The organism is Roseobacter sp. N2S (assembly GCF_031454055.1).
Classification (GTDB): Bacteria; Pseudomonadota; Alphaproteobacteria; order Rhodobacterales; family Rhodobacteraceae; genus Amylibacter.
The window spans coordinates 222,013-241,821 of record NZ_JAVDQB010000006.1 but is presented as its reverse complement, the minus strand read 5'-3'; the positions used below and the strand labels follow the sequence as shown (position 1 = coordinate 241,821).

At 55.6% G+C, this 19,809-nt stretch carries 17 protein-coding genes and 1 tRNA gene; 11 read left to right on the top strand and 7 right to left on the bottom strand.

The window, feature by feature from the left end; genetic code table 11:
- The first annotated feature begins 34 nt into the window (after nt 1–34).
- From GGE09_RS15450 to GGE09_RS15410, 9 genes are all read left to right on the top strand, one after another.
- Nucleotides 35–2,002 carry an AMP-binding protein gene (locus GGE09_RS15450; protein WP_309747054.1) on the top strand — a complete coding sequence of 656 codons (1,968 nt, stop codon included), beginning with the start codon at nt 35–37 and terminating at the stop codon, nt 2,000–2,002.
- Nucleotides 1,999–2,814 carry an ABC transporter ATP-binding protein gene (locus tag GGE09_RS15445; protein WP_309747053.1) on the top strand — a complete coding sequence of 272 codons (816 nt, stop codon included), beginning with the start codon at nt 1,999–2,001 and terminating at the stop codon, nt 2,812–2,814. Before GGE09_RS15450 ends, GGE09_RS15445 begins: the two co-directional genes overlap by 4 nt.
- A 36-nt stretch (nt 2,815–2,850) precedes the next feature.
- Nucleotides 2,851–3,849 carry a branched-chain amino acid ABC transporter permease gene (locus tag GGE09_RS15440; RefSeq protein ID WP_309747052.1) on the top strand — a complete coding sequence of 333 codons (999 nt, stop codon included), beginning with the start codon at nt 2,851–2,853 and terminating at the stop codon, nt 3,847–3,849.
- Between the two features lie 94 nt (nt 3,850–3,943).
- Nucleotides 3,944–5,020 carry a branched-chain amino acid ABC transporter permease gene (locus GGE09_RS15435; RefSeq protein WP_309747051.1) on the top strand — a complete coding sequence of 359 codons (1,077 nt, stop codon included), beginning with the start codon at nt 3,944–3,946 and terminating at the stop codon, nt 5,018–5,020.
- A gap of 63 nt (nt 5,021–5,083) precedes the next feature.
- A complete protein-coding gene (locus GGE09_RS15430; protein WP_309747050.1) occupies nt 5,084–6,370 on the top strand; it encodes an ABC transporter substrate-binding protein in 1,287 nt (428 codons plus the stop codon).
- 74 nt (nt 6,371–6,444) lie between these two features.
- The gene (locus GGE09_RS15425; protein WP_309747049.1) at nt 6,445–7,266 is read left to right on the top strand and encodes an ABC transporter ATP-binding protein; all 822 of its coding nucleotides are present in this window, start codon (nt 6,445–6,447) and stop codon (nt 7,264–7,266) included.
- A 92-nt stretch (nt 7,267–7,358) separates the two neighbouring features.
- Nucleotides 7,359–8,585, top strand: coding sequence for an AMP-binding protein (locus GGE09_RS15420; RefSeq protein ID WP_309747048.1), 1,227 nt, complete (start codon nt 7,359–7,361; stop codon nt 8,583–8,585).
- A 49-nt stretch (nt 8,586–8,634) separates the two neighbouring features.
- Entirely contained in the window at nt 8,635–10,287 is a 1,653-nt protein-coding gene (locus tag GGE09_RS15415; protein ID WP_309747047.1) for a peptidoglycan-binding protein, read from the top strand.
- 223 nt (nt 10,288–10,510) lie between these two features.
- Complete coding sequence (locus GGE09_RS15410) at nt 10,511–11,326, top strand: thioesterase family protein (RefSeq protein ID WP_309747046.1); 816 nt, start codon at nt 10,511–10,513, stop codon at nt 11,324–11,326.
- A 204-nt stretch (nt 11,327–11,530) separates the two neighbouring features.
- On the opposite strand, the gene ykgO is transcribed toward GGE09_RS15410, so the two are convergent.
- On the bottom strand, nt 11,531–11,656 hold the full coding sequence (gene ykgO / locus GGE09_RS23445; protein ID WP_072746485.1) for a type B 50S ribosomal protein L36: 126 nt from the start codon (nt 11,654–11,656) through the stop codon (nt 11,531–11,533).
- Between the two features lie 71 nt (nt 11,657–11,727).
- Nucleotides 11,728–11,802: transfer RNA gene (locus tag GGE09_RS15405), tRNA-Val, on the bottom strand.
- A gap of 129 nt (nt 11,803–11,931) precedes the next feature.
- Here GGE09_RS15405 and GGE09_RS15400 point away from each other — a divergent pair.
- A complete protein-coding gene (locus GGE09_RS15400) occupies nt 11,932–12,792 on the top strand; it encodes an N-formylglutamate amidohydrolase (protein WP_309747045.1) in 861 nt (286 codons plus the stop codon).
- Nucleotides 12,793–12,802: 10 nt separating this feature from the next.
- Here GGE09_RS15400 and GGE09_RS15395 read toward each other — a convergent pair whose 3' ends face one another.
- The 5 genes from GGE09_RS15395 to gloB all read right to left on the bottom strand — a co-directional run bounded on the left by GGE09_RS15395 (nt 12,803) and on the right by gloB (nt 18,970).
- Entirely contained in the window at nt 12,803–14,044 is a 1,242-nt protein-coding gene (locus tag GGE09_RS15395; protein WP_323780866.1) for an adenylate/guanylate cyclase domain-containing protein, read from the bottom strand.
- Nucleotides 14,045–14,179: 135 nt separating this feature from the next.
- The gene (gene clpA, locus GGE09_RS15390; protein WP_309747043.1) at nt 14,180–16,501 is read right to left on the bottom strand and encodes an ATP-dependent Clp protease ATP-binding subunit ClpA; all 2,322 of its coding nucleotides are present in this window, start codon (nt 16,499–16,501) and stop codon (nt 14,180–14,182) included.
- 279 nt (nt 16,502–16,780) lie between these two features.
- On the bottom strand, nt 16,781–17,557 hold the full coding sequence (locus GGE09_RS15385) for a hypothetical protein (protein WP_309747042.1): 777 nt from the start codon (nt 17,555–17,557) through the stop codon (nt 16,781–16,783).
- Between the two features lie 53 nt (nt 17,558–17,610).
- Nucleotides 17,611–18,165: a pyridoxamine 5'-phosphate oxidase family protein gene (locus tag GGE09_RS15380; protein WP_309747041.1), complete on the bottom strand. Its 555-nt coding sequence runs from the start codon at nt 18,163–18,165 to the stop codon at nt 17,611–17,613.
- Between the two features lie 37 nt (nt 18,166–18,202).
- Nucleotides 18,203–18,970 carry a hydroxyacylglutathione hydrolase gene (gene gloB, locus GGE09_RS15375; protein ID WP_309747040.1) on the bottom strand — a complete coding sequence of 256 codons (768 nt, stop codon included), beginning with the start codon at nt 18,968–18,970 and terminating at the stop codon, nt 18,203–18,205.
- A gap of 65 nt (nt 18,971–19,035) precedes the next feature.
- Here gloB and GGE09_RS15370 point away from each other — a divergent pair, with 65 nt between their 5' ends.
- Complete coding sequence (locus GGE09_RS15370) at nt 19,036–19,803, top strand: methyltransferase domain-containing protein (RefSeq protein WP_309747039.1); 768 nt, start codon at nt 19,036–19,038, stop codon at nt 19,801–19,803.
- Nucleotides 19,804–19,809 lie beyond the last annotated feature (6 nt).

Sequence of the window (19,809 nt, the reverse complement as noted above, 5' to 3'; positions counted from 1 at the left end):
AGGGAACGTGCACAGACATCTGGGAGGAAATTCTGTGACATCTGGACCGACACCGACAGGTGAGATCAATACGATTCCGCGTCTACTGGCGCGCAATGCGTCCGTCTACGCCAATAAACCTGCTTACCGCGAAAAAGAATTCGGTATCTGGCAAAGCTGGACTTGGCGCCAAGTCAGCGAAGAGGTCAACGCGCTGGCGCTGGGCCTGCTGGATATGGGGCTGTCCGAGGGTGACCATGTTGCCATCATCGGGCGCAACCGGCCGTATTTCTATTGGGCTATGGTGGCGATCCAGTCTTGTGGCGCAGTGCCGGTTCCATTGTACCGCGATGCGGTGGCCGAAGAGATGGCCTATGTGTTGGATCATTGTTCCGCCCGTTTTGTGATCGCTGAAGATCAGGAGCAGGTGGATAAGGTGCTTGAAGTGGGCGAGCGTCTGCCAACGCTGGAACAGATGATCTATCTGGATCCGCGCGGCATGCGCAAATACGACCGCACCAAATTGCATGACTACCGCGAAGTGCAGGACAAGGGTCGTGCCAGCGATCTGCAAGGGGCGCTGGATACCCGTCTGGCCAAGCAGGATTTTGATACCACCTGCATTATGCTTTACACTTCGGGCACCACAGGGCGGCCCAAAGGGGTGGTTCTGTCAAACCGCAACATCGTGAAATCCGGTCAGGCCGCGTCTGAATTCGACAGTCTGACCTCGGATGACAGGGTTTTGGCCTATCTGCCGATGGCCTGGGTCGGGGATTACATCTTTACTGTGGGGCAGGGGTTCTGGACCGGCTTTTGTGTGGCCTGTCCCGAAAGCCCTGACACCATGCAGGCGGATTTGCGGGAAATCGGGCCGACTTATTTCTTTGCCCCTCCCCGCTATTTTGAAGGCCTGCTGACCAACGTAATGATCCGCATGGAAGACGCCTCCCCGCGCAAGCAGCGGATGTTCAAGAAATACATGGATTTCGCCCGCGAGGTCGGGCCTAAATTGCTGGACGGTAAACCCGTCAGCTTTGGCGAGCGCCTGAAATACGCCATTGGCAATATTCTGGTCTATGGCCCGCTGAAAAACACACTTGGTCTCAGCCGGATGCGGGTGGGCTATACCGCAGGCGAGGCCATTGGTCCCGAGATTTTCGATTTCTACCGCTCGTTGGGGATCAACCTGAAACAGCTTTACGGCCAGACCGAAGCCACGGTTTTTGTCACAATCCAGCCGGACGGCGAAGTGCGCGCTGATACGGTGGGCGTGCCTGCACCGGGTGTAGAACTGCGCATCGCAGAAAATGGCGAGGTCTTCTACCGCTCGCCCGGGGCATTTGTGGAATACTATAAGAACCCTGAAAGCACTGCTGACACCAAAGACCCTGAAGGCTGGGTGGCCACAGGTGACGCGGGGTTCATCGAACAAGACACAGGACATCTGCGCATTATCGACCGCGCCAAAGATGTTGGCAAAATGTCCGACGGGGGCATGTTTGCGCCGAAATATGTGGAAAACAAGCTGAAGTTCTATCCCAATATCCTTGAAGCCGTTGTCTTCGGGAATAATCGGGAAAAATGCTGTGCGTTCATCAACATTGACCTGTCTTCAGTGGGGAACTGGGCAGAGCGCAACAACATTGCCTATTCGTCCTATCAGGAACTTGCCGGACATCCGCAGGTGATGGCCACGGTACAAGAACACGTCGAAGCGGTGAACCGTTCGGTGGCCGAAGACGAAATGCTGTCAGGCTGTCAAATCCACCGCTTCTGCATCTTGCACAAACAACTTGATGCGGATGACGGTGAATTGACCCGCACCCAGAAAGTGCGCCGCCGGATTATTGAGGAAAAGTTCAAGGATCTGATCGATGGGCTTTACGACGGCTCGACCGCAGTCTCGACCGAGACCGAAGTAACATATGAGGACGGGCGCAAAGGCTCGATCAAGGCAACGCTGGAAATGCGGGATGCGAAAGTGTTCCCGACGGCTGCGCAGAAAGTGGCAGCAGAATGAGCACAGCAGAAACATATCAAACCCCTGACGGGCGCACCATTGGTGCGCAGATGATGGAAATGAAAAACATCACGCTGCGGTTTGGCGGGGTGAAAGCGATCACGGATATTTCCTTTGATATCCGTGAAGGCGAAATTCGCGCGATTATCGGCCCGAACGGGGCGGGTAAATCATCTATGTTGAACGTGATGAACGGCTTTTATCACCCGCAGGAAGGCGAAGTCTGGTTTCACGGCAAGAAACGTGGTCCGATGAAGCCGCACCAGATCGCCAAGCAAGGTATCGCGCGCACCTTTCAGAACATCGCGCTGTTCAGTGGCATGTCCACGTTGGATAATATCATGACAGGGCGTCTGACCCATATGAATGCAGGCATCCTGAAACAGGCGCTGTGGTGGGGGCCTGCGGAAAAAGAAGAAACCGAAAACCGCGAAGTGGTGGAAAAGGTGATCGACTTTCTGGAAATCCAGACCATCCGCAAGACCCCTGTTGGCCGTTTGCCCTATGGTTTGCAAAAGCGGGTTGAACTGGGTCGTGCGCTGGCTGCCGAACCCAAGCTGTTGCTGCTGGATGAACCCATGGCGGGTATGAACGTCGAGGAAAAAGAGGACATGAGCCGCTTTATTCTGGATGTGAACGACGAATTTGGCACCACAATTGCCCTGATCGAACATGACATGGGTGTGGTGATGGATATCGCGGATCGCGTAGTGGTGATGGATTACGGCAAGAAAATCGGGGACGGCACCCCGGATGATGTGCGCAACAATCAGGATGTGATTGATGCCTATCTGGGGGTGGCCCATGACTGATTTCACTAAGATGACGGACAAAGTGGAGACAATCCGATGAGCGCTGGTTTTTACTTTGGAGCCGAGGTTTTTATCAACGGTCTGATGACGGGCGTGCTGTATTCGCTTGTGGCGCTGGGCTTTGTGCTGATTTTTAAATCTTCGGGGATTTTCAATTACGCCCAAGGGGTTATGGCCCTGTTTGCGGCGCTGACGCTGGTGGGTTTGCAAGACGGGCAAGTACCTTTCGCCCATCTGATCAACTCGATTTTTGGCACGCAGGTGCATCATTTCGGCTGGCATCTGCCCGCCTTGCTGGCGATCCTTTTGACGGCTGGGGTGATGGTGGTTCTGGCCATACTTGTCGAACGCTATATCCTGCGCCATCTGGTCAACCAGCCCGACATCATCCTGTTCATGGCCACCATTGGTATGGCCTATTTCATGGAAGGTTTCGGCGATCTGATGTGGGGTTCGGAAATCAAAAAGCTGGACGTGGGCATCCCACAGGGCGGCAATTTCTGGATCGAAGAGAATACCGCATTTTTGGGCGGCGAAGATTTCTACGGCTTTTATCTGGACAGTCTGGACATTGTGGCCGCGGTTTTTGCGGGGCTGCTGGTGCTGTCTTTGGTGCTGTTTTCCCAATACACCAAAACCGGCCGCGCCTTGCGGGCTGTGGCGGATGACCATCAGGCGGCTTTGTCTGTGGGGATTTCCCTGCGGTTCATCTGGGTCGTGGTTTGGTCGATTGCAGGCTTCATCGCGCTGGTCGCGGGGATCATGTGGGGCTCTAAATCCGGTGTGCAATTCTCGCTGTCTTTGATCGCGCTCAAAGCATTGCCAGTACTGATGCTGGGCGGATTTACATCCATCCCCGGTGCCATTGTCGGTGGTTTGATCATCGGTGTGGGCGAAAAAATGTTTGAATTCCTGATTGGTGCACCCTTCCTTGGCGGGGCTACAGAAAACTGGTTCGCTTATATGCTGGCGCTGTTGTTCCTTGTGTTCAGACCGCAAGGCCTGTTCGGCGACAAAATCATCGAAAGGGTGTGACGATGGCGTTATTTGCAGTCGTCGGAGCCTCCGGCGGGGATATTTCGGGAAAGAAGAAGGCCGGTGGTCTGGAAAATCAAAGAGGGCATAGCTGATGTTTTATCGTGAAGCGGGTGATTTCAAAACGTCTTATGCGGACGATAGCCAGACCTTTCCGATCAAGTTTGATCGCTATCGCTATTGGGCGGTTCTGGGTTTTGCCTTTCTGGTGGTGCCGTTTATCATCAACGATTACTGGCTGAACGCGGTTGTGCTGCCGTTTCTGATTTATTCGGTGGCGGCGATCGGGCTGAATATCCTGACGGGATATTGCGGGCAGGTCAGTTTGGGCAGCGGCGGGTTTATGGCTGTTGGGGCCTATGCCTGTTACAAGTTCATGACGTCTTTTCCGGGGATGGATATTTTCTCGGTCATTCTGCTGTCAGGCTTTGTCACAGCAGCGGTGGGCATTCTTTTCGGGCTGCCCAGTCTGCGGATCAAAGGCTTCTATCTGGCCGTTGCCACATTGGCGGCGCAGTTCTTTCTGGTTTGGTTGTTCAACAAAGTTCCGTGGTTTTACAACTATTCCGCATCGGGTCAGATCAACGCGCCAGAACGTACAGTGCTTGGCTATGCGGTGACAGGGGCAGAAACCCAAGCCTGGGCGGTTTACCTTGTGGCGCTGGTCTTTGTGGTGGTTCTGGCGGTGGTTGCGCGCAATCTGACGCGCGGATCACTGGGGCGCAAATGGATGGCCATCCGCGATATGGATATTGCGGCCGAAATCATCGGGGTGAACCCGATGACCGCGAAACTGTCGGCTTTTGCCATCAGTTCGTTTTACGTCGGGATCAGCGGTGCGATGTTCTTTGTGCTGTATCTGGGCGCTGTGGAAGTGGGCGAGGCCTTTGGGATTTCCAAGTCGTTTATCATTCTGTTCATGGTGATTATCGGCGGTTTGGGGTCGATCTTTGGGTCGTTTGCGGGCGCTGCATTTATGGTGCTGATGCCTGTTTTGCTGAAAAATATCATGGTGGGCCAGTTGGGCTGGGCCACCGATCTTGCCGCCCATTTCGAGTTTGTAATCGTTGGCGGTTTGATCATTGTATTCCTTATTCTGGAACCACACGGGCTTGCCCAATTGTGGCGTCTGGCAAAGGAGAAACTGAGACTTTGGCCTTTCCCACACTAAGGCCAAATTAATTGCCCTGAATTGGGGCTAAACCTGTGTCATTACCTTGGGAGGAAAGAACACATGAAATTTACGAAACTAGCAGTGGCAGCCGTGGCGGCTGTGATGACTGCGGCTCCTGTGGCAGCGGATTTGCTGCTGCCGTCGCTTAGCTACCGCACCGGACCTTATGCAGCGGGTGGTATTCCCTTTGCTGACGGCTATGCCGATTACCTGACGCTGATGAACGAGCGTGACGGCGGTGTTGGCGGCGAAATGATCAAAATGACCGAATGTGAAACCGGTTATAACACTGAAAAAGGTGTGGAATGTTACGAGGCCACCAAAGGCGGCGGCGCCTTGGTCTATGAACCGCTGTCCACCGGCATTACCTATCAGTTGATCCCCAAAGTGACTTCGGATGATATTCCGATGCACACGCTGGGCTATGGTCGGACCTCTGCCAAAAACGGCAATGTGTTCAGCCATGTATTCAACTATCCCGCCAACTATTGGGATGGCGCCTCTGGCATGATCAACTATCTGCTGGAAACCAACAACGACGACATCAATGGCAAAACCATTGCGCTGGTCTATCACAACTCTGCCTTTGGCAAAGAGCCGATCCGCACGTTGGAAGAGCTGGCCAAAAAGCACGGTTTCAAACTGACACTGTTGCCTGTGGACCATCCCGGCCAAGAGCAGAAATCACAGTGGCTGCAAATCCGTCGTGAAAAGCCTGACTATGTTCTGATGTGGGGCTGGGGCGTGATGAACCAGGTTGCTGTTCAGGAAGCTGCGAACATCCGCTACCCGATGGAAAACTTCATCGGTATCTGGTGGTCTGGTGCGGATCACGACGTTCTGCCTGCTGGCGAAGCGGCGAACGGCTATAAAGCTGTGACGTTCCACGGTGTTGGCAAAGACTTTCCAATTTACGACGATATTCAGAAATACGTTGTAGACACTGGCAAGGCTGCGGGCACAGGCGATACGGTCGGCTCGGTTCTGTACAACCGTGGTCTTTATGCCGCCATGCTGGCTGTTGAAGCCATCAAAGACGCCCAAGCCGCAACAGGCCACGCAAATGTCACAGCCCCCGAGCTGCGCGATGCGATGGAAAACCTGAACATCACCGAAGAGCGGATGGCGGGTCTGGGTCTGCCGGGCTTTGGCCCTGCGTTCCAGGTGACTTGTGAGAACCACGGCGGTGACGGTCTTGTGGGGGTTGCCCAGTGGGATGCGATGGCCAAAACATGGTCGATCATTTCCGACTTTAAGCCAACAGATTCCGAAGTGATCGACGCGTTGGTCAAAGAAGACTCCGAGGCTTATGCCGCTGAAAACAACATCGAGCCGCAGTGTAAATAAGGCCCGATCAATCAATTTCACCGGGCGGAGTACCCCGCCCGGTGGACCCAAATGCAAAAGCTTGGAAGTGAACGATGCTGGACGCTGGCAAAACAGAGACCTTGTTAGAGGTCAACAACATCGAAGTGATCTACAACCACGTTATCCTTGTGCTGAAAGGGGTCAGCCTGTCTGTGCCCAAAGGCGGGATCACGGCGTTGTTGGGCGGGAATGGCGCGGGGAAAACCACCACGCTGAAAGCTATTTCCAACCTTTTGCATTCGGAGCGGGGGGAAGTGACCAAAGGGTCGATTATCTACCGCGGCGATAATGTGGCCGACAGATCCCCTGCCGAACTGGTGCGGCGCGGGGTTATTCAGGTGATGGAGGGGCGGCATTGCTTCGAGCATCTGACGGTTGAGGAAAACCTGCTGACAGGCAGCTACACCCGCAACATCTCGCGCGCAGAATTGGCGCAGGATCTGGAAATGGTTTACACTTATTTTCCCCGTCTGAAAGAACGCCGCAAATCGCAAGCCGGCTATACCTCGGGCGGAGAGCAACAGATGGTTGCCATCGGGCGTGCGCTGATGTCCAAGCCGGAAACCGTGCTTTTGGATGAACCGTCAATGGGGCTGGCCCCGCAGTTGGTGGAAGAAATTTTTGGCATCGTCAAAGACCTGAACGAAAAAGAGGGCGTGGCGTTTCTGCTGGCAGAACAGAACACCAACGTGGCGCTGCGGTTTGCCCATTACGGTTATATTCTGGAAAGCGGGCGTGTGGTGATGGATGGTCCCGCGGCCGAGTTGCGGGAAAATCCGGACGTTAAGGAATTTTATCTGGGCATGTCGGATGACGGGCGCAAATCGTTCCGCGATGTGCGCAGCTATCGGCGGCGCAAGCGTTGGCTAAGCTGACGGATGGCGTCTGTTCTGGGCGCTGAGTTGAGTATTTAGGGAACATTGAAGCCGCAAGGGATATCCTTGTAGTGAGTTAAAAGGGCCGGATCATGGCATTTTACGACGAGTTGGAAACACGCAGTGCCGATCAGCGGGCCACAGATTTGGCAGTGGCGCTGCCGCTTCAGATTGCCCATGCGCAAGCAAAGGCCACAGGGTATGGCGCGGCCTTTGCGGCTGTGGATGCGGGGGCGGTTGTGGATCGGACTGCGCTGGCGAAATTACCTGTGTTGCGCAAATCCGATCTGGTTGCAGCCCAGAAAACAGCGGCGCCTTTTGGCGGGTTTGCGGCCCATTCTACGGCAGGGTTTGATCATGTGTTTCAGTCTCCGGGTCCGATTTACGAACCTGCTATGCGGGGGCGCGACTGGTGGCGTATGGGGCGTGGATTGTTCGCGGCAGGTGTTGGCAAGGGCGATGTGGTTCAGAACTGTTTTTCCTACCATCTGACCCCTGCGGGTATGATGTTTGAAAATGGCGCGACGGCTGTGGGGGCGACGGTTTTGCCTGCGGGCACTGGCCAAACGGAATTGCAGGTTCAGGCGGCCTTTGCGCTTGGGGTGACGACTTATACGGGCACGCCGGATTACCTGAAGGTGATCCTTGATAAAGCGGATGCGCTCGGGATTGATCTAAGCCGTTTGACCAAAGCGGTTGTGGGAGGCGGAGCGTTGTTTCCCAGTCTGCGCGCGGAATATGCCGATCGTGGGATCGCGTGTTTGCAGGGGTATGGCACGGCGGATCTGGGGTCTATCGCCTATGAAACGCCAGCCATGGAAGGCATGATTGTAGATGAGGGCGTGATCGTTGAAATAGTCACCCCCGGCACTGGTAATCCAGTGGCCGAGGGCGAAGTGGGCGAGGTTGTCGTGACCACGTTGAACCCCGATTATCCGCTGATCCGTTTTGCTACAGGTGACATGAGCGCGGTTCTGGCGGGGCAGTCCCCTTGCGGGCGGACCAACATGCGCATCAAGGGCTGGATGGGCCGCGCGGATCAGACGGCCAAGATCAAAGGCATGTTTGTGCGCCCTGAACAGGTGGCTGATCTGGTGTCGCGCCACGCCGAAATTATTAAGGCGCGTGTGGTGGTAACCCGCGACGGCGAAGCGGATTCCATGCAGATTTTATGCGAGGCTTCCGAGGGTGCGGATGTGGCTGCAATCGAGGCCTCGGTCAGAGACGTGTTGAAACTGCGCGGCGCAGTGTTATTGCATAACCGCGACAGCTTGCCCAAGGATGGTAAGGTGATCGACGACCAACGCAGCTACGATTGACCCTGCCTCTGCCTGATGCCGAGGGGGCTCGGCGTTAGAGGAGGTGAAGATGGGTTTGCGGAATTATGTGACGGGGGCTGTGCTGGCGTTGGTGCTGGCAACTCCTGCGGCGAAAGCTGAAAATGTGGCGCTGATCGTTGGGAACAGCCATTACCTGTCGTTCAATGCCGTGCCCAATGCTGCCGAAGTTCTGGACGCCGCGCCTGCCTTTGAACAGGCTGGCTATGAGGTGATCCAGATTGGCAATGCTACGGAGGCCCAGACCAAATCAGCCTTGGAGCGGTTTGAGACCCTGCACGATTCCGCCGAGCGGGTTGTGGTGGTTCTGTCTGGTCAGTTTATGCAGGCTGGAATGGCGACTTATTTTGCCCCTGTTGATCTGGCATCTCCGTCTTTGGCGAATGTGGCATATGACACGTTGCCACTGTCTGCTTTGCTGGCGTTTCTGGCGGAGAAGCCGGGTAAGGCTGCCTTGTTTTTAGGGGAATACCCGCCCGAAGCGGCGGTGGGCGTGCAGATCGACAAAGGTGTCGGGGCCTTTGATGTGCCTCAAGGGGTGATGGTGGTACGGGGCACACCTAAATCCGTGACCGAAGCTTTGCGCAGCCAATTCCTGCAAGCGGGTGTTTCCACGGCAAAAGGGGCCGCACTGGCGCAGGGGTTGACGGTTTCAGGATTTGTTTCCGATCTGGCCAGTCTGAACGGCAGTTCTGATCCCCAAGAAGATGACAGTCAGGCTGCGGAAACCATAGACCCTGAGGCCGCCTATTGGGGCGTGGCTGAAGATTTGGGCAGTAAGGCATCCTATCAGGCCTATCTGCGGCGTTATCCAAACGGAGAGTTCGCGGTGCAGGCTGTGGAGCGTTTGCAGGTGATTGCAGATGCAGTGCCGCAGTTTTCACCCGAAGAACAGGCAGAGCGCGATCTTGCCCTGTCGCGCAACGACCGGCGGCGGGTGCAAGAGCAGCTTTCGTTGTTGGGGTTTGATCCAAACGGGATTGATGGCGTGTTCGGGGCCGGATCGCGGGCTGCAATCGCGCGCTGGCAGGCGCAGAATGAACAGGAAGGTGAGGGGTTCTTGAATGCGCCCTCGCTGAAGCGCTTGCGCTTGCAAAGCGAGCGGCGTGCGGCGGATTTGGCGCAAGAAGCCCGACGGGCAAAACAAGCGCAGGATGCAGCGGATGCTAAACTGTGGGCGCAAACAGGGGCGCGGGGCACTGAGGCAGATTATCTGGCCTATCTGAGTAAATTTCCCGACGGACTATATGCAGAGCCTGCCGGAAAAGCGCTGGACCAGATTGAGGCGGAGAATCGCGAAAAGGCACTGGCGGCGGAACGTTTGGCTTGGGATCAGGCGCGACAAGCTAATACACTGGAAAACTATCGGGGGTTCTTGCGGGCCTATCCAAACGGCACCTTTGCTGCCAATGCGCAGCGGCGCATCGGTGAGTTGACGGCGCAGGATCAGGAAGAGGCAGATCAACAGAAGGCCGAATTGGAAGAAGAGTCCTTGCAGATGAGCACCGCGATGAAAATTCTGGTGGAGCGTAAGTTGAAGGCTTTGGATTTGAAGCCGGGTAAGCAGGACGGAGAGTTCACCAAAGCCACCCGTGGTGCAGTCCGAGAGTATCAGTCGGCCCGTGGATTGCCTGTCAGCGGCTTTGTCACCCGCCAGACCATTGTGCGTTTGATGTCTGAATAAGGTTGCGGGTCTAAGGCGGCGGCTAGGTAGGGGGTGGCGTCCGGTTTAGTGGTGTGCGGATTGGGTGCGGCGCTGGACTGGATATTTTACCCAAAAAGAGATCATAGCCCTGTGACCCGATTATGTGACCGGATTATGTGACGCGGTGTCCGGATTGATCGTGGCAGAGGGCGTTGCTAGGCAGGGGCAGCGCTTTTGCTAGGATTATTTGTTGGATTTTGTGATGCCGGACCTGCACCCTTTTGATGTTGCGACCCGTCTTGTTGAAAAAGAGGCAGGGCGCTGGAGCGGTCAGCCCTCGGCTGAATATGCCAATATGGTAGGGTCCTTTGGGGGCGTGACCACGGCCACCGTGTTGAATGCGGTGTTACAGGATGCGCGGTTTTTGGGTGATCCGGTGTCCATGACGATCAATCTGTTGTCGGCCATGGGGCCAAGCGGGTTTGAGGTATCTTCAAAACTGTGTCGGACGGGCAAATACACCCAGCACTGGAGTTTGGAACTGGAGCAAGACGGCAAGCTGTGCGCAACGGCCACGGTGGTGTGCGGCGTGCGGGGCGATGTGTTTGCCCACCAGTCGGTGCAGATGCCTGATGTGCCCCCTGCTGACGGTATCGCGCCAATGGACGGTCGCGGTGCGCTAAAGTGGCTGGACCGCTATGATTTCCGCTTTGTTGAGGGCGCGCCGGCCTGGACTGGTAAGCCGAATGCGGGGCCAGGGTCGGCCCGCACTGCGGTTTGGGTCGGGGATAATCCACCCCGCCCGCTGGATCACCTGTCCCTTGCAGCATTGTCCGACAGCTTCTTTCTGCGCTTGCTGCATGTCAGGGGGACGATGGAGCCGATGGGGTCTGTTTCGATCACAACCCATTTTCTGGCCAGCCGTGCGGATCTGGCAGCACAAGGCAGTCAACCGGTTCTGGGGGTTGCAGATGCCACGCGGTTTCAGGGAAATTTTCACGACCAGCAGATGCAGCTTTGGTCAACGGATGGCAAAATTCTGGCAACCGGCACGCAGTTGGTCTGGTATCGCCAATAAGGTAAGAGTCTAAAGGCAGGTGTCAGACAAACCAAAGGCCGCGGCGAAAGCTGCGGCCTTTGGTTTTTGCCGAGCGTGATCATCCGAGAGTGGGTTTTAATCCGATTGGTCAGGCCCAAAACACCGAAACCGCAGCAGTCGTTAAACTGCTACGGTTTCTGATAGCTTTAAGCGCTGTTCCGGTCCTAAGACCGATAACTCTGCTTAACCCTGACGTGCTTTAAAGCGACGCTGGGTTTTGTTAATCACATATACGCGGCCCTTACGACGAACCACACGGCAATCCCGGTGGCGCGCTTTGAGCGAGCGGAGTGAATTTTTGACCTTCATGGCCTTCTCCTTTTTCGCGGCGCGCGGGGAGGCGCCATTTTGTTTCAGTGATACCATTCCCAAGAAAGGAATGGTGGGCGTAACTGGGATTGAACCAGTGACCCCTTCGATGTCAACGAAGTGCTCTCCCGCTGAGCTATACGCCCGAATCCAAGCATCTGTCGAACCTGACAGAAATTCGTGTTCGCGGTCTATATGCGGGTTCTTGGACGGGTTCAAGAGGTTTTGCATCTGTATCAAGGCAATGATATCAATAGGCAACAAGCGAGACTGCCATGACCCCTGTAGAATACCACCTGCATTTGCCTGAAACCATCACATGTGGGGCTGTTTTTTCCTCTCCACACAGCGGGAGGGACTATCCGGCAGCTTTTTTACAAGCCTCTGTGTTGGACGCGGTGGCGATTCGCAGTTCGGAAGATGCCTTTGTGGATCAGTTGTTTGGCGCGGCTACAGATTATGGTGCGCCTTTGCTGGCGGCCTCGGCGCCGCGGGCTTTTGTGGATTTAAACCGCAGTATTGACGAGTTGGACCCCGCCATTGTGGACGGGGCGCGGCAATTGGGCAGCAATCCCCGCGTGGCCTCGGGGTTGGGGGTGATTCCCCGTGTGGTGTCCGAAGGGCGCGCGCTGATCAGCGGTAAAATCACCATGGAGGCCGCACGGCAGCGTCTTGAGCGGTATTACCGCCCCTACCACACGCAGTTGCAAGACCTGCTCCAGACCTCGCGGGCGGCCTTTGGGCAGGTGGTGCTGCTGGATTGTCATTCCATGCCACGGGATGCTGTGGCCAATGCCTCGGGGTTGTTCGGGCGGATGCCTGAAATTGTGCTGGGGGATCGATTCGGATCGTCCTGTGACAATGGTTATGTGGAAGAGATCGAAGGCTTTCTGAAACAGGCGGGGTTTCGTGTGGCGCGCAACACGCCTTTTGCGGGGGCGCATATCACGCAGGCTTACGGGCGTCCCAGTTCGGGGCAGCATTGCATCCAGATCGAAATTGATCGCTCGCTCTATCTGAACGAAAAGACGGTTACCAAAAGTGATCAGTTTGAGGATGTGCGGGCCAGTCTATCAGGCGTGGTGGCGCAGATATGCGAAATGACCGGCTGGCCGATGCAGATGGCCGCCGAGTAACGCGAATCGGTTAAGGTTTGGTCAGGCCTTCTAGGTACCACAGGTTCAGATCGCCTTTGCCTTTGATCATGACTTTGCCACGTTCTGCGAAATCAAACTGGGCTTCGAGAATCTTTTTGGTTTCCGCGGTGACCTGAATTTTGCCGTTGGTGCCAAAGGATTCCATCCGTGCAGCGGTGTTCACCGTGTCGCCCCAAACATCGTAAAACGGTTTCTTTGTGCCGATCACGCCAGCCACCACAGGGCCGGAATGAATGCCGATGCGTAATTCGATCTTCTCGCCCATTTCTTCTGCGAATTTATTGGTTTCGGCCACCATATCCAGCGCCATCTTGGCCACGCGGACCGCATGATCAGGCTGGGCTTCGGGCATTCCACCTGCCACCATAAAGGCATCCCCAAGAGTTTTGATCTTTTCCAGCCCGTGTTTATTGGCCAGATCGTCAAAGCGGGTGAACAGTTGGTTCAGGAATTTCACCAGCGTATCAGGGCTTAGGTGGGATGCACGGGGGGTGAAACCGACGATATCGGCGAACAGGATGGTCGCCTCTTCGTGGCTGTCTGCAATGGTGCGGCCCGGGTGGCGCTTTAATTGGGCGGCAATCGGGCCTGGCAGCATATTGGCCAGCAGGGCTTCGGAGTATTCATATTCCCGTTGCAAGGCGGATTCGGCGGTGCTGGCTTGTTTGAAGCCGTAGAATACCATGCAAAAGATGAACAGCATCGCAGTGGGGATCGACAGATAGTAGAACACATCAAGGAATGTGTCGGACACTTGGATAAAGGACGCAGGCTGCGAAAAATTGCGATCCACGATGATGAAACAGGCCAAGCCCAGAACAATTGAAAACACCGACAGCAGGTTTTGGCGGATGCCGAATATGGCAATGGCGGTTGTGGCACCTGCAAGCAGGTAGAAGTGCACGCCGGATCGCGCAGAGAACATCCAAGATATGCTCATGGCGAAGACCAGCCAAAGCGACAGATTGTACAGCCCGCCCGCATAGGGATTATAAGAGTGCAACAACGGGGTCAGTTGAAAGGCCAAGGCACAAGCCAGCGTCAGAACAATGGGAATCCAAAGGGCATGTGCGTCATAGATCAGGAAAAACAGGGCGTGGGGAATACATAAAGCCGTCGTCAACATCACCAGGATGTTGGTCATTATGATCCGCCGCTTTGCAGGCCCTTCGAATTTTTCAGTTCCGAAAGAAATCCATGCAAACAGGCGTGATTTGAGTACGTCACCCACGCTGTCACCAAATATATATGAAAAATGCCCTCACGTCATGTTGACGCAAGGGCATTTGGTGTTCAAGCGGTTTTTGAGTAAATCATTGTAAACAGAAATGATTTCACATTGTTTTCACGAAGTTTTCGCGGGCCTTTAGTCAGCAGTTAACAAAGGCGGCTTGGATTTCGGAATGCGCCGTTTTTCTGGCGGCTCCATCTTCAATTCCAACTTGCCGTCTTTGACCGATACTTTCACAAGTCCGCCTTTGGTCAATTTGCCAAACAACAATTCCTCGGCCAGCGGTTTTTTGACGTGTTCTTGAATGACACGGGCCAGCGGGCGTGCGCCCATCTTGTCGTCATAGCCTTTTTCACCCAGCCAAGCGGATGCAGCAGGGGTCAGTTCAAAGACTACGTTGCGGTCCATCAGCTGTGCTTCCAGTTGCAGGATGAACTTATCGACCACTTTGGAAATGGTTTTCTTACCCAGCGGTGCAAAGGAAATAATCGCATCCAGACGGTTGCGGAATTCTGGCGTGAACAGCTTTTCAATCGCTGCGGTGTCTTCGCCTTCGCGACGCCCCCGTCCAAAGCCGATGGATTCCTTCGCCGCATCCGCAGCACCGGCATTCGAGGTCATGATCAGCACCACATTGCGGAAATCCGTTGTGCGCCCGTTGTGATCTGTCAGCTTGCCGTGATCCATCACCTGCAACAGGATGTTGAACACATCTGGGTGGGCTTTTTCGACTTCATCCAGCAACAGCACGCAGTGGGGGGTCTTATCCACGCCATCCGTTAGCAGGCCGCCCTGATCGAACCCCACATAGCCCGGAGGGGCGCCGATCAGTCGGGAAATCGCGTGTTTCTCCATGTATTCCGACATATCAAAGCGCAGCAGCTCTACACCCAGCGTATCAGCCAGTTGTTTTGCTACTTCGGTTTTACCTACACCGGTTGGACCTGCGAACAGGTAGTTGCCGATGGGTTTTTCCGGCTCGCGCAGACCGGCGCGGGACAGTTTAATCGCCGAGGTCAAAGCCTCGATTGCGGGGTCTTGGCCGAAGACAACCCGTTTCAGGCTGGCATCCAGATCCCGCAGCACTTCGGCATCATCCTTGGAAATGGTTTTCGGCGGAATACGTGCGATTTTGGCGACCACGGCCTCGATCTGCGGCACGTCGATGACTTTGGTGCGTTTTTCCTCCGCGATGATGTGCTGATGGGCACCTGCCTCGTCGATTACGTCGATGGCTTTGTCTGGCAGCTTGCGGTCGTGGATATAACGCGCGGCCAGTTCCACGGCAGTACGGATCGCCTCGGGGGTGTAGGTAATCTGGTGGTGCTCTTCAAAATGCGGCTTCAACCCTTGCAGGATTTGCACAGCATCTTCGACAGAAGGTTCATTCACGTCGATTTTCTGGAACCGGCGGGACAGGGCGCGGTCTTTTTCAAAGTGCTGGCGATACTCTTTATAGGTGGTGGACCCCATGCAGCGCAGTTTGCCACCCTGTAGGGCTGGTTTCAGCAGGTTCGACGCATCCATCGCCCCGCCAGATGTGGCACCAGCACCAATAACCGTGTGGATCTCGTCGATGAACAGAACGGCGTCTTCATGCTCTTCCATTTCATTCATCACCGCTTTCAGGCGCTCTTCAAAGTCGCCGCGATAGCGGGTGCCTGCCAGCAATGCGCCCATATCAAGGGAATAGATTGTGGCACCGGACAGAATTTCAGGGGTCTCACCCTTGATGATCTTATTGGCCAGACCTTCGGCGATGGCGGTTTTGCCGACACCGGGATCGCCTACAAGGATCGGGTTGTTTTTACGGCGGCGGCACAGCACCTGGATGCAGCGTTCAACTTCGTGGTCGCGGCCGATCAGCGGGTCGATATCACCTGCTGCGGCTTTGGCGTTCAGGTCCACACAGTATTTTTGCAGCGCGGTTTCTTCTTTGGCTGGCTCGTCGCCGTCAAAGTTCAAATCCTCGATGTCATCGGACCCTGTGATCGGGCGGCTGTCGCCGAAGCTGGGGTCTTTGGCAACGCCGTGGGAAATATAGTTCACCGCGTCATAGCGGGTCATGTCCTGTTCTTGCAGGAAATACGCCGCGTGGCTTTCCCGTTCGGCAAAGATCGCGACCAGCACGTTTGCGCCTGTCACTTCGTTGCGCCCTGAAGATTGCACATGGATTGCAGCGCGCTGGATGACCCGCTGAAAGGCGGTGGTCGGCGCGGCTTCTGATCCGTCAATTTCGGAAATCAAACTGTCCAGTTCGGTATCCAGAAATTGCGTTACGGTGGTGCGCAATCCAACCAGATCCACCTCGCAAGCGCGCATCACCTGCGCGGCGTCGGTTTCATCAATCAGCGCCAGAAGCAGATGTTCCAGCGTGGCAAGTTCGTGTTTGCGCTCGTTGGCATGGGCCAAGGCTGCGTGGATTGCATTTTCTAGGCTGCTCGAAAAAGATGGCATACGATCTAGACTTTCATTTTTGCAGCGCTCTGCGAAACGCTGATTACCCCATTGCCCTAGACTTCGGCGAGAATACAAAACCTTCAAGGGTTTTTTGTAAAATTAACCGTAAAAGTTTCGTAACAGAGTCTTTTTAGCCGCGTTTGCGGGCTGTCGGGCCTGTTTGCGTGACACAAAAATCTAGGGTGCGCGTTGCACGGGGCAAGGCGCAATTTGCCGATTTTAACGAACGGTGACGCTGCTGGGTACCGTTCGGTAATAGTTCGGGGCCAGTCAGCCCTAGCGTTTCACAGGCACCAGCAAGGTTTCGGGGCGCACGCGTTCGGCGTCTTTGAACAGCGAAAACGATTGGTTCACATAGTTCACTGCGGCGGATGTATGGTCGATGAAACCTTCCAACTCGGGGGTGAGCTGGGCTTCGACCATAGAGACCGACCGGTCCTGCGGATTTGTTTCAAATTGTACATAGAACCAAGGCTGCCCCCGTTTCAGGATCAGGTCCTGCGCGGTGTCATGCCATTCAAAGGCCCACATCAAGGGGCGTGGCCAGTTGTTAATGGCAAAGCGCCCGCCAAAGATGGTGCCGGGCAGGGGCGTTTTGGTGTAATGCATAAAAGCCGAAAGCTGGGTCATGTAGACAGGTTCATCTGCGATAAACGTATAGGGCAGGGAAATCTGCACTGTCGGGCGATCCGGATAGCGCCATTCGTGTTCGGCCGTCAGATGCAGTTTCTTGGACAGCACATTGCCACGCACGGGGCTGGCGTCACCGTTCATATTGCGCAGACCGGGTTTGCCTTTGTCATCCCGCACAAATCGCAGGTGCAGATCATAGGGCACGCGGATCATAAAGTAGCGGCTTTCCATGTTGATGATCGCAGGACAGCGCGAGGCGGATTTGGCGTGGTTGCGGTTCACTTCAGCCGATCTGATCCGTTCGGGCGGGGCATAGACAACCCCCGAGCGTTGCTCGTTCAACAGCCAGCCCACACGGACAGGGCCAGAGCGGGGGGCGGGATGGGCGTCTTTGGGGTCGAACCAGTCTTTAAGGGCCAAAGCGGTGTGTCTTTCTGTTCAATCGGGCTGTTGAGCAGGCAGTCTAAACAGGGTCAGGCCCCTGTCAAACCTGTATCAAACCCGTCAATGCTGGTTGTGTTTTTAAGGCGGCGGTAGTCTGCCAGTTCGGCGTCGGATTTATGATCGGCCCAACGGGTCAGGTTTTCCCGTTCCCCCTGATAATCAAACAAGGGCACGCCGTAACCGCAGGAGGTTTGCACCAAGTCGATGTCCAGCACAACAATCTGGCGGGCGTTTCGCGGGGCGGTGCCATCGTAGTGGGCATCCAGCAGGGCGTTATATTCAGGGGTGTCGCGCTGATGCACGCTTCCCTGCCCATACAGGCGCAAAATGCGCGGCGGCCCGTCAAAGGCACAGGTCATGATGGTCATGCGCGGCGACAGACGTGTCAGCGCGGCGGTTTCATTGCCAGAGCCGATGTAATCCAGATAGGCCACCTGATTTGCGTTTATAATGCGAAACACATCTGTCGGGCGGGGGGAAATATTCACCCGTCCCGTAGGCGCTGCGGCCCCTGTGAAAAAGATGTTCTGACGGCTCAGGAAATCCTGATGCTTGTCAGACAGGCAGTCAAATTGTTCAGCCATGAAATGCTCGTGTTTAAAGGGTCGGTTTAAAAGTCGGTTAAAAATTGTCTTTGCGGGTGCGGATTTCGGCGAATACCTGTGCGTCTGTCGCGGTTTCCATGCCAAGGGCGGCTTTGACCTTGGGGTGGTTGGCGCGCAGGAACGGGTTGGTCGCCAGTTCCAGCCCCAGATTGGACGGCACCGTGGGTTCACCTTTGGCGCGGGCTTCTTCGGTCGCTTTCATCCGTGCGATATAGCTTTCGTTGTCGGGTTCAATGGTCATGGCGAATTTACCGTTGCTGGTGGTATATTCATGGCCGGAATAAATGGTCATGGCGCGGGGCAGGGCGTGGAATTTATGCAATGTGGCCCATTGCTGATCCATCGTGCCTTCAAACACGCGACCACAGCCCCAAGCCATCAGACTGTCGGCAGTGAAGGCGGCCAAGGCCTCGTCAAAGATAAAGGCGATATGGCCAAGAGTATGACCCGACACATCCATCACGCGGCAGGTTTCTGCGCCCAGTTGAAATGTATCCCCGTCTGACAGCTGCGATTCCAGCGGTGGCAGGCGATAGGCATCAGGCGCGCCCCCTGAAACAGAGGCACCGGTGGCCGTGCGCAATTCTTCGACGCCCATGATGTGATCGTCGTGGTGGTGGGTCAGCAAAATGTGATCCAGCGACCAGCCTTTTGCATCCAGAACCGCCAGAATGGGTTTGGCGTCTGGTACGTCTACAACTGCAACCTGATCGGTTTCGGTTTCGCGCAGGATAAAAGCGTAATTATCCGACAGACAAGGAACGGTAATGATCTCTAAGGGCATGGCGTTTTGTTCCTCATCATGATTTAACTTCGAGTTTAGTCTGGCCGAACTTGCAGGGCGATGCAATGCACTTGGATGTGGTTGATCTTCATTCCTTCTATTACCGCACCAAACTGGGGCGGATCGCGCAGCGTGCCTTGCGTGAACGTATTGTGGCGCTCTGGCCCAATACCAAGGGGCAAACCGTGGCGGGATTCGGGTTTGCGGGGCCGATGTTGCGCCCGTTTCTGGTGGACAGCCGGCGGGTGATGAACCTGATGCCGGGGCAACAGGGTGTGATGCCCTGGCCCGACGGTCTGCCCAATCATTCGGTGATGATTGAAGAAACCCAATGGCCTGTGGCCACTGGCCAGATCGACCGTCTGATCGTGCTGCACGGCTTGGAAACCTGCGAGCGGCAGGCGGAGCTGTTAGACGAAATCTGGCGTGTGCTTGGACCGGGGGGGCGGGCTTTGTTTGTGGTGCCCAATCGTACGGGGCTGTGGGCGCGGCGGGACAAGACGCCGTTCGGCTTTGGGCGGCCTTATAGTTTCAGCCAGTTGGAATCCCAGTTGCGCAAACACGGGTTTGTTCCGGGTCGACAGATTTCAGCGCTGTTTTCGCCGCCCAGCCACCGCGCATCCGTGGTGCGTTCGGCGCAGGTGTTTGAACGGTTCGGCGCGAAATTGTCGTGGATTTTACCCGCAGGTGCGGTGATGGTCGAGGTGACGAAACAGGTCCACGCTCCCACACGCCCCGGTTTGGGCGAAGCCGTGCGTAAACCCCTAGAGGCACTTGAAGGGATCACCAAACCTGTCGGTAAACCTGTGCGCGGCCGCGACGGCTTGATCTAACCCCGT

Coding starts and splice junctions, on each gene's coding strand:
- GGE09_RS15445 (WP_309747053.1), top strand. CDS start 1,999: ATGAGCACAGCAGAAACATATCAAACCCCTGACGGGCGCACCATTGGT.
- GGE09_RS15440 (WP_309747052.1), top strand. CDS start 2,851: ATGAGCGCTGGTTTTTACTTTGGAGCCGAGGTTTTTATCAACGGTCTG.
- GGE09_RS15435 (WP_309747051.1), top strand. CDS start 3,944: ATGTTTTATCGTGAAGCGGGTGATTTCAAAACGTCTTATGCGGACGAT.
- GGE09_RS15430 (WP_309747050.1), top strand. CDS start 5,084: ATGAAATTTACGAAACTAGCAGTGGCAGCCGTGGCGGCTGTGATGACT.
- GGE09_RS15425 (WP_309747049.1), top strand. CDS start 6,445: ATGCTGGACGCTGGCAAAACAGAGACCTTGTTAGAGGTCAACAACATC.
- GGE09_RS15420 (WP_309747048.1), top strand. CDS start 7,359: ATGGCATTTTACGACGAGTTGGAAACACGCAGTGCCGATCAGCGGGCC.
- GGE09_RS15415 (WP_309747047.1), top strand. CDS start 8,635: ATGGGTTTGCGGAATTATGTGACGGGGGCTGTGCTGGCGTTGGTGCTG.
- GGE09_RS15410 (WP_309747046.1), top strand. CDS start 10,511: ATGCCGGACCTGCACCCTTTTGATGTTGCGACCCGTCTTGTTGAAAAA.
- ykgO (WP_072746485.1), bottom strand. CDS start 11,656: ATGAAGGTCAAAAATTCACTCCGCTCGCTCAAAGCGCGCCACCGGGAT.
- GGE09_RS15400 (WP_309747045.1), top strand. CDS start 11,932: ATGACCCCTGTAGAATACCACCTGCATTTGCCTGAAACCATCACATGT.
- clpA (WP_309747043.1), bottom strand. CDS start 16,501: ATGCCATCTTTTTCGAGCAGCCTAGAAAATGCAATCCACGCAGCCTTG.
- GGE09_RS15380 (WP_309747041.1), bottom strand. CDS start 18,165: ATGGCTGAACAATTTGACTGCCTGTCTGACAAGCATCAGGATTTCCTG.
- gloB (WP_309747040.1), bottom strand. CDS start 18,970: ATGCCCTTAGAGATCATTACCGTTCCTTGTCTGTCGGATAATTACGCT.
- GGE09_RS15370 (WP_309747039.1), top strand. CDS start 19,036: ATGCACTTGGATGTGGTTGATCTTCATTCCTTCTATTACCGCACCAAA.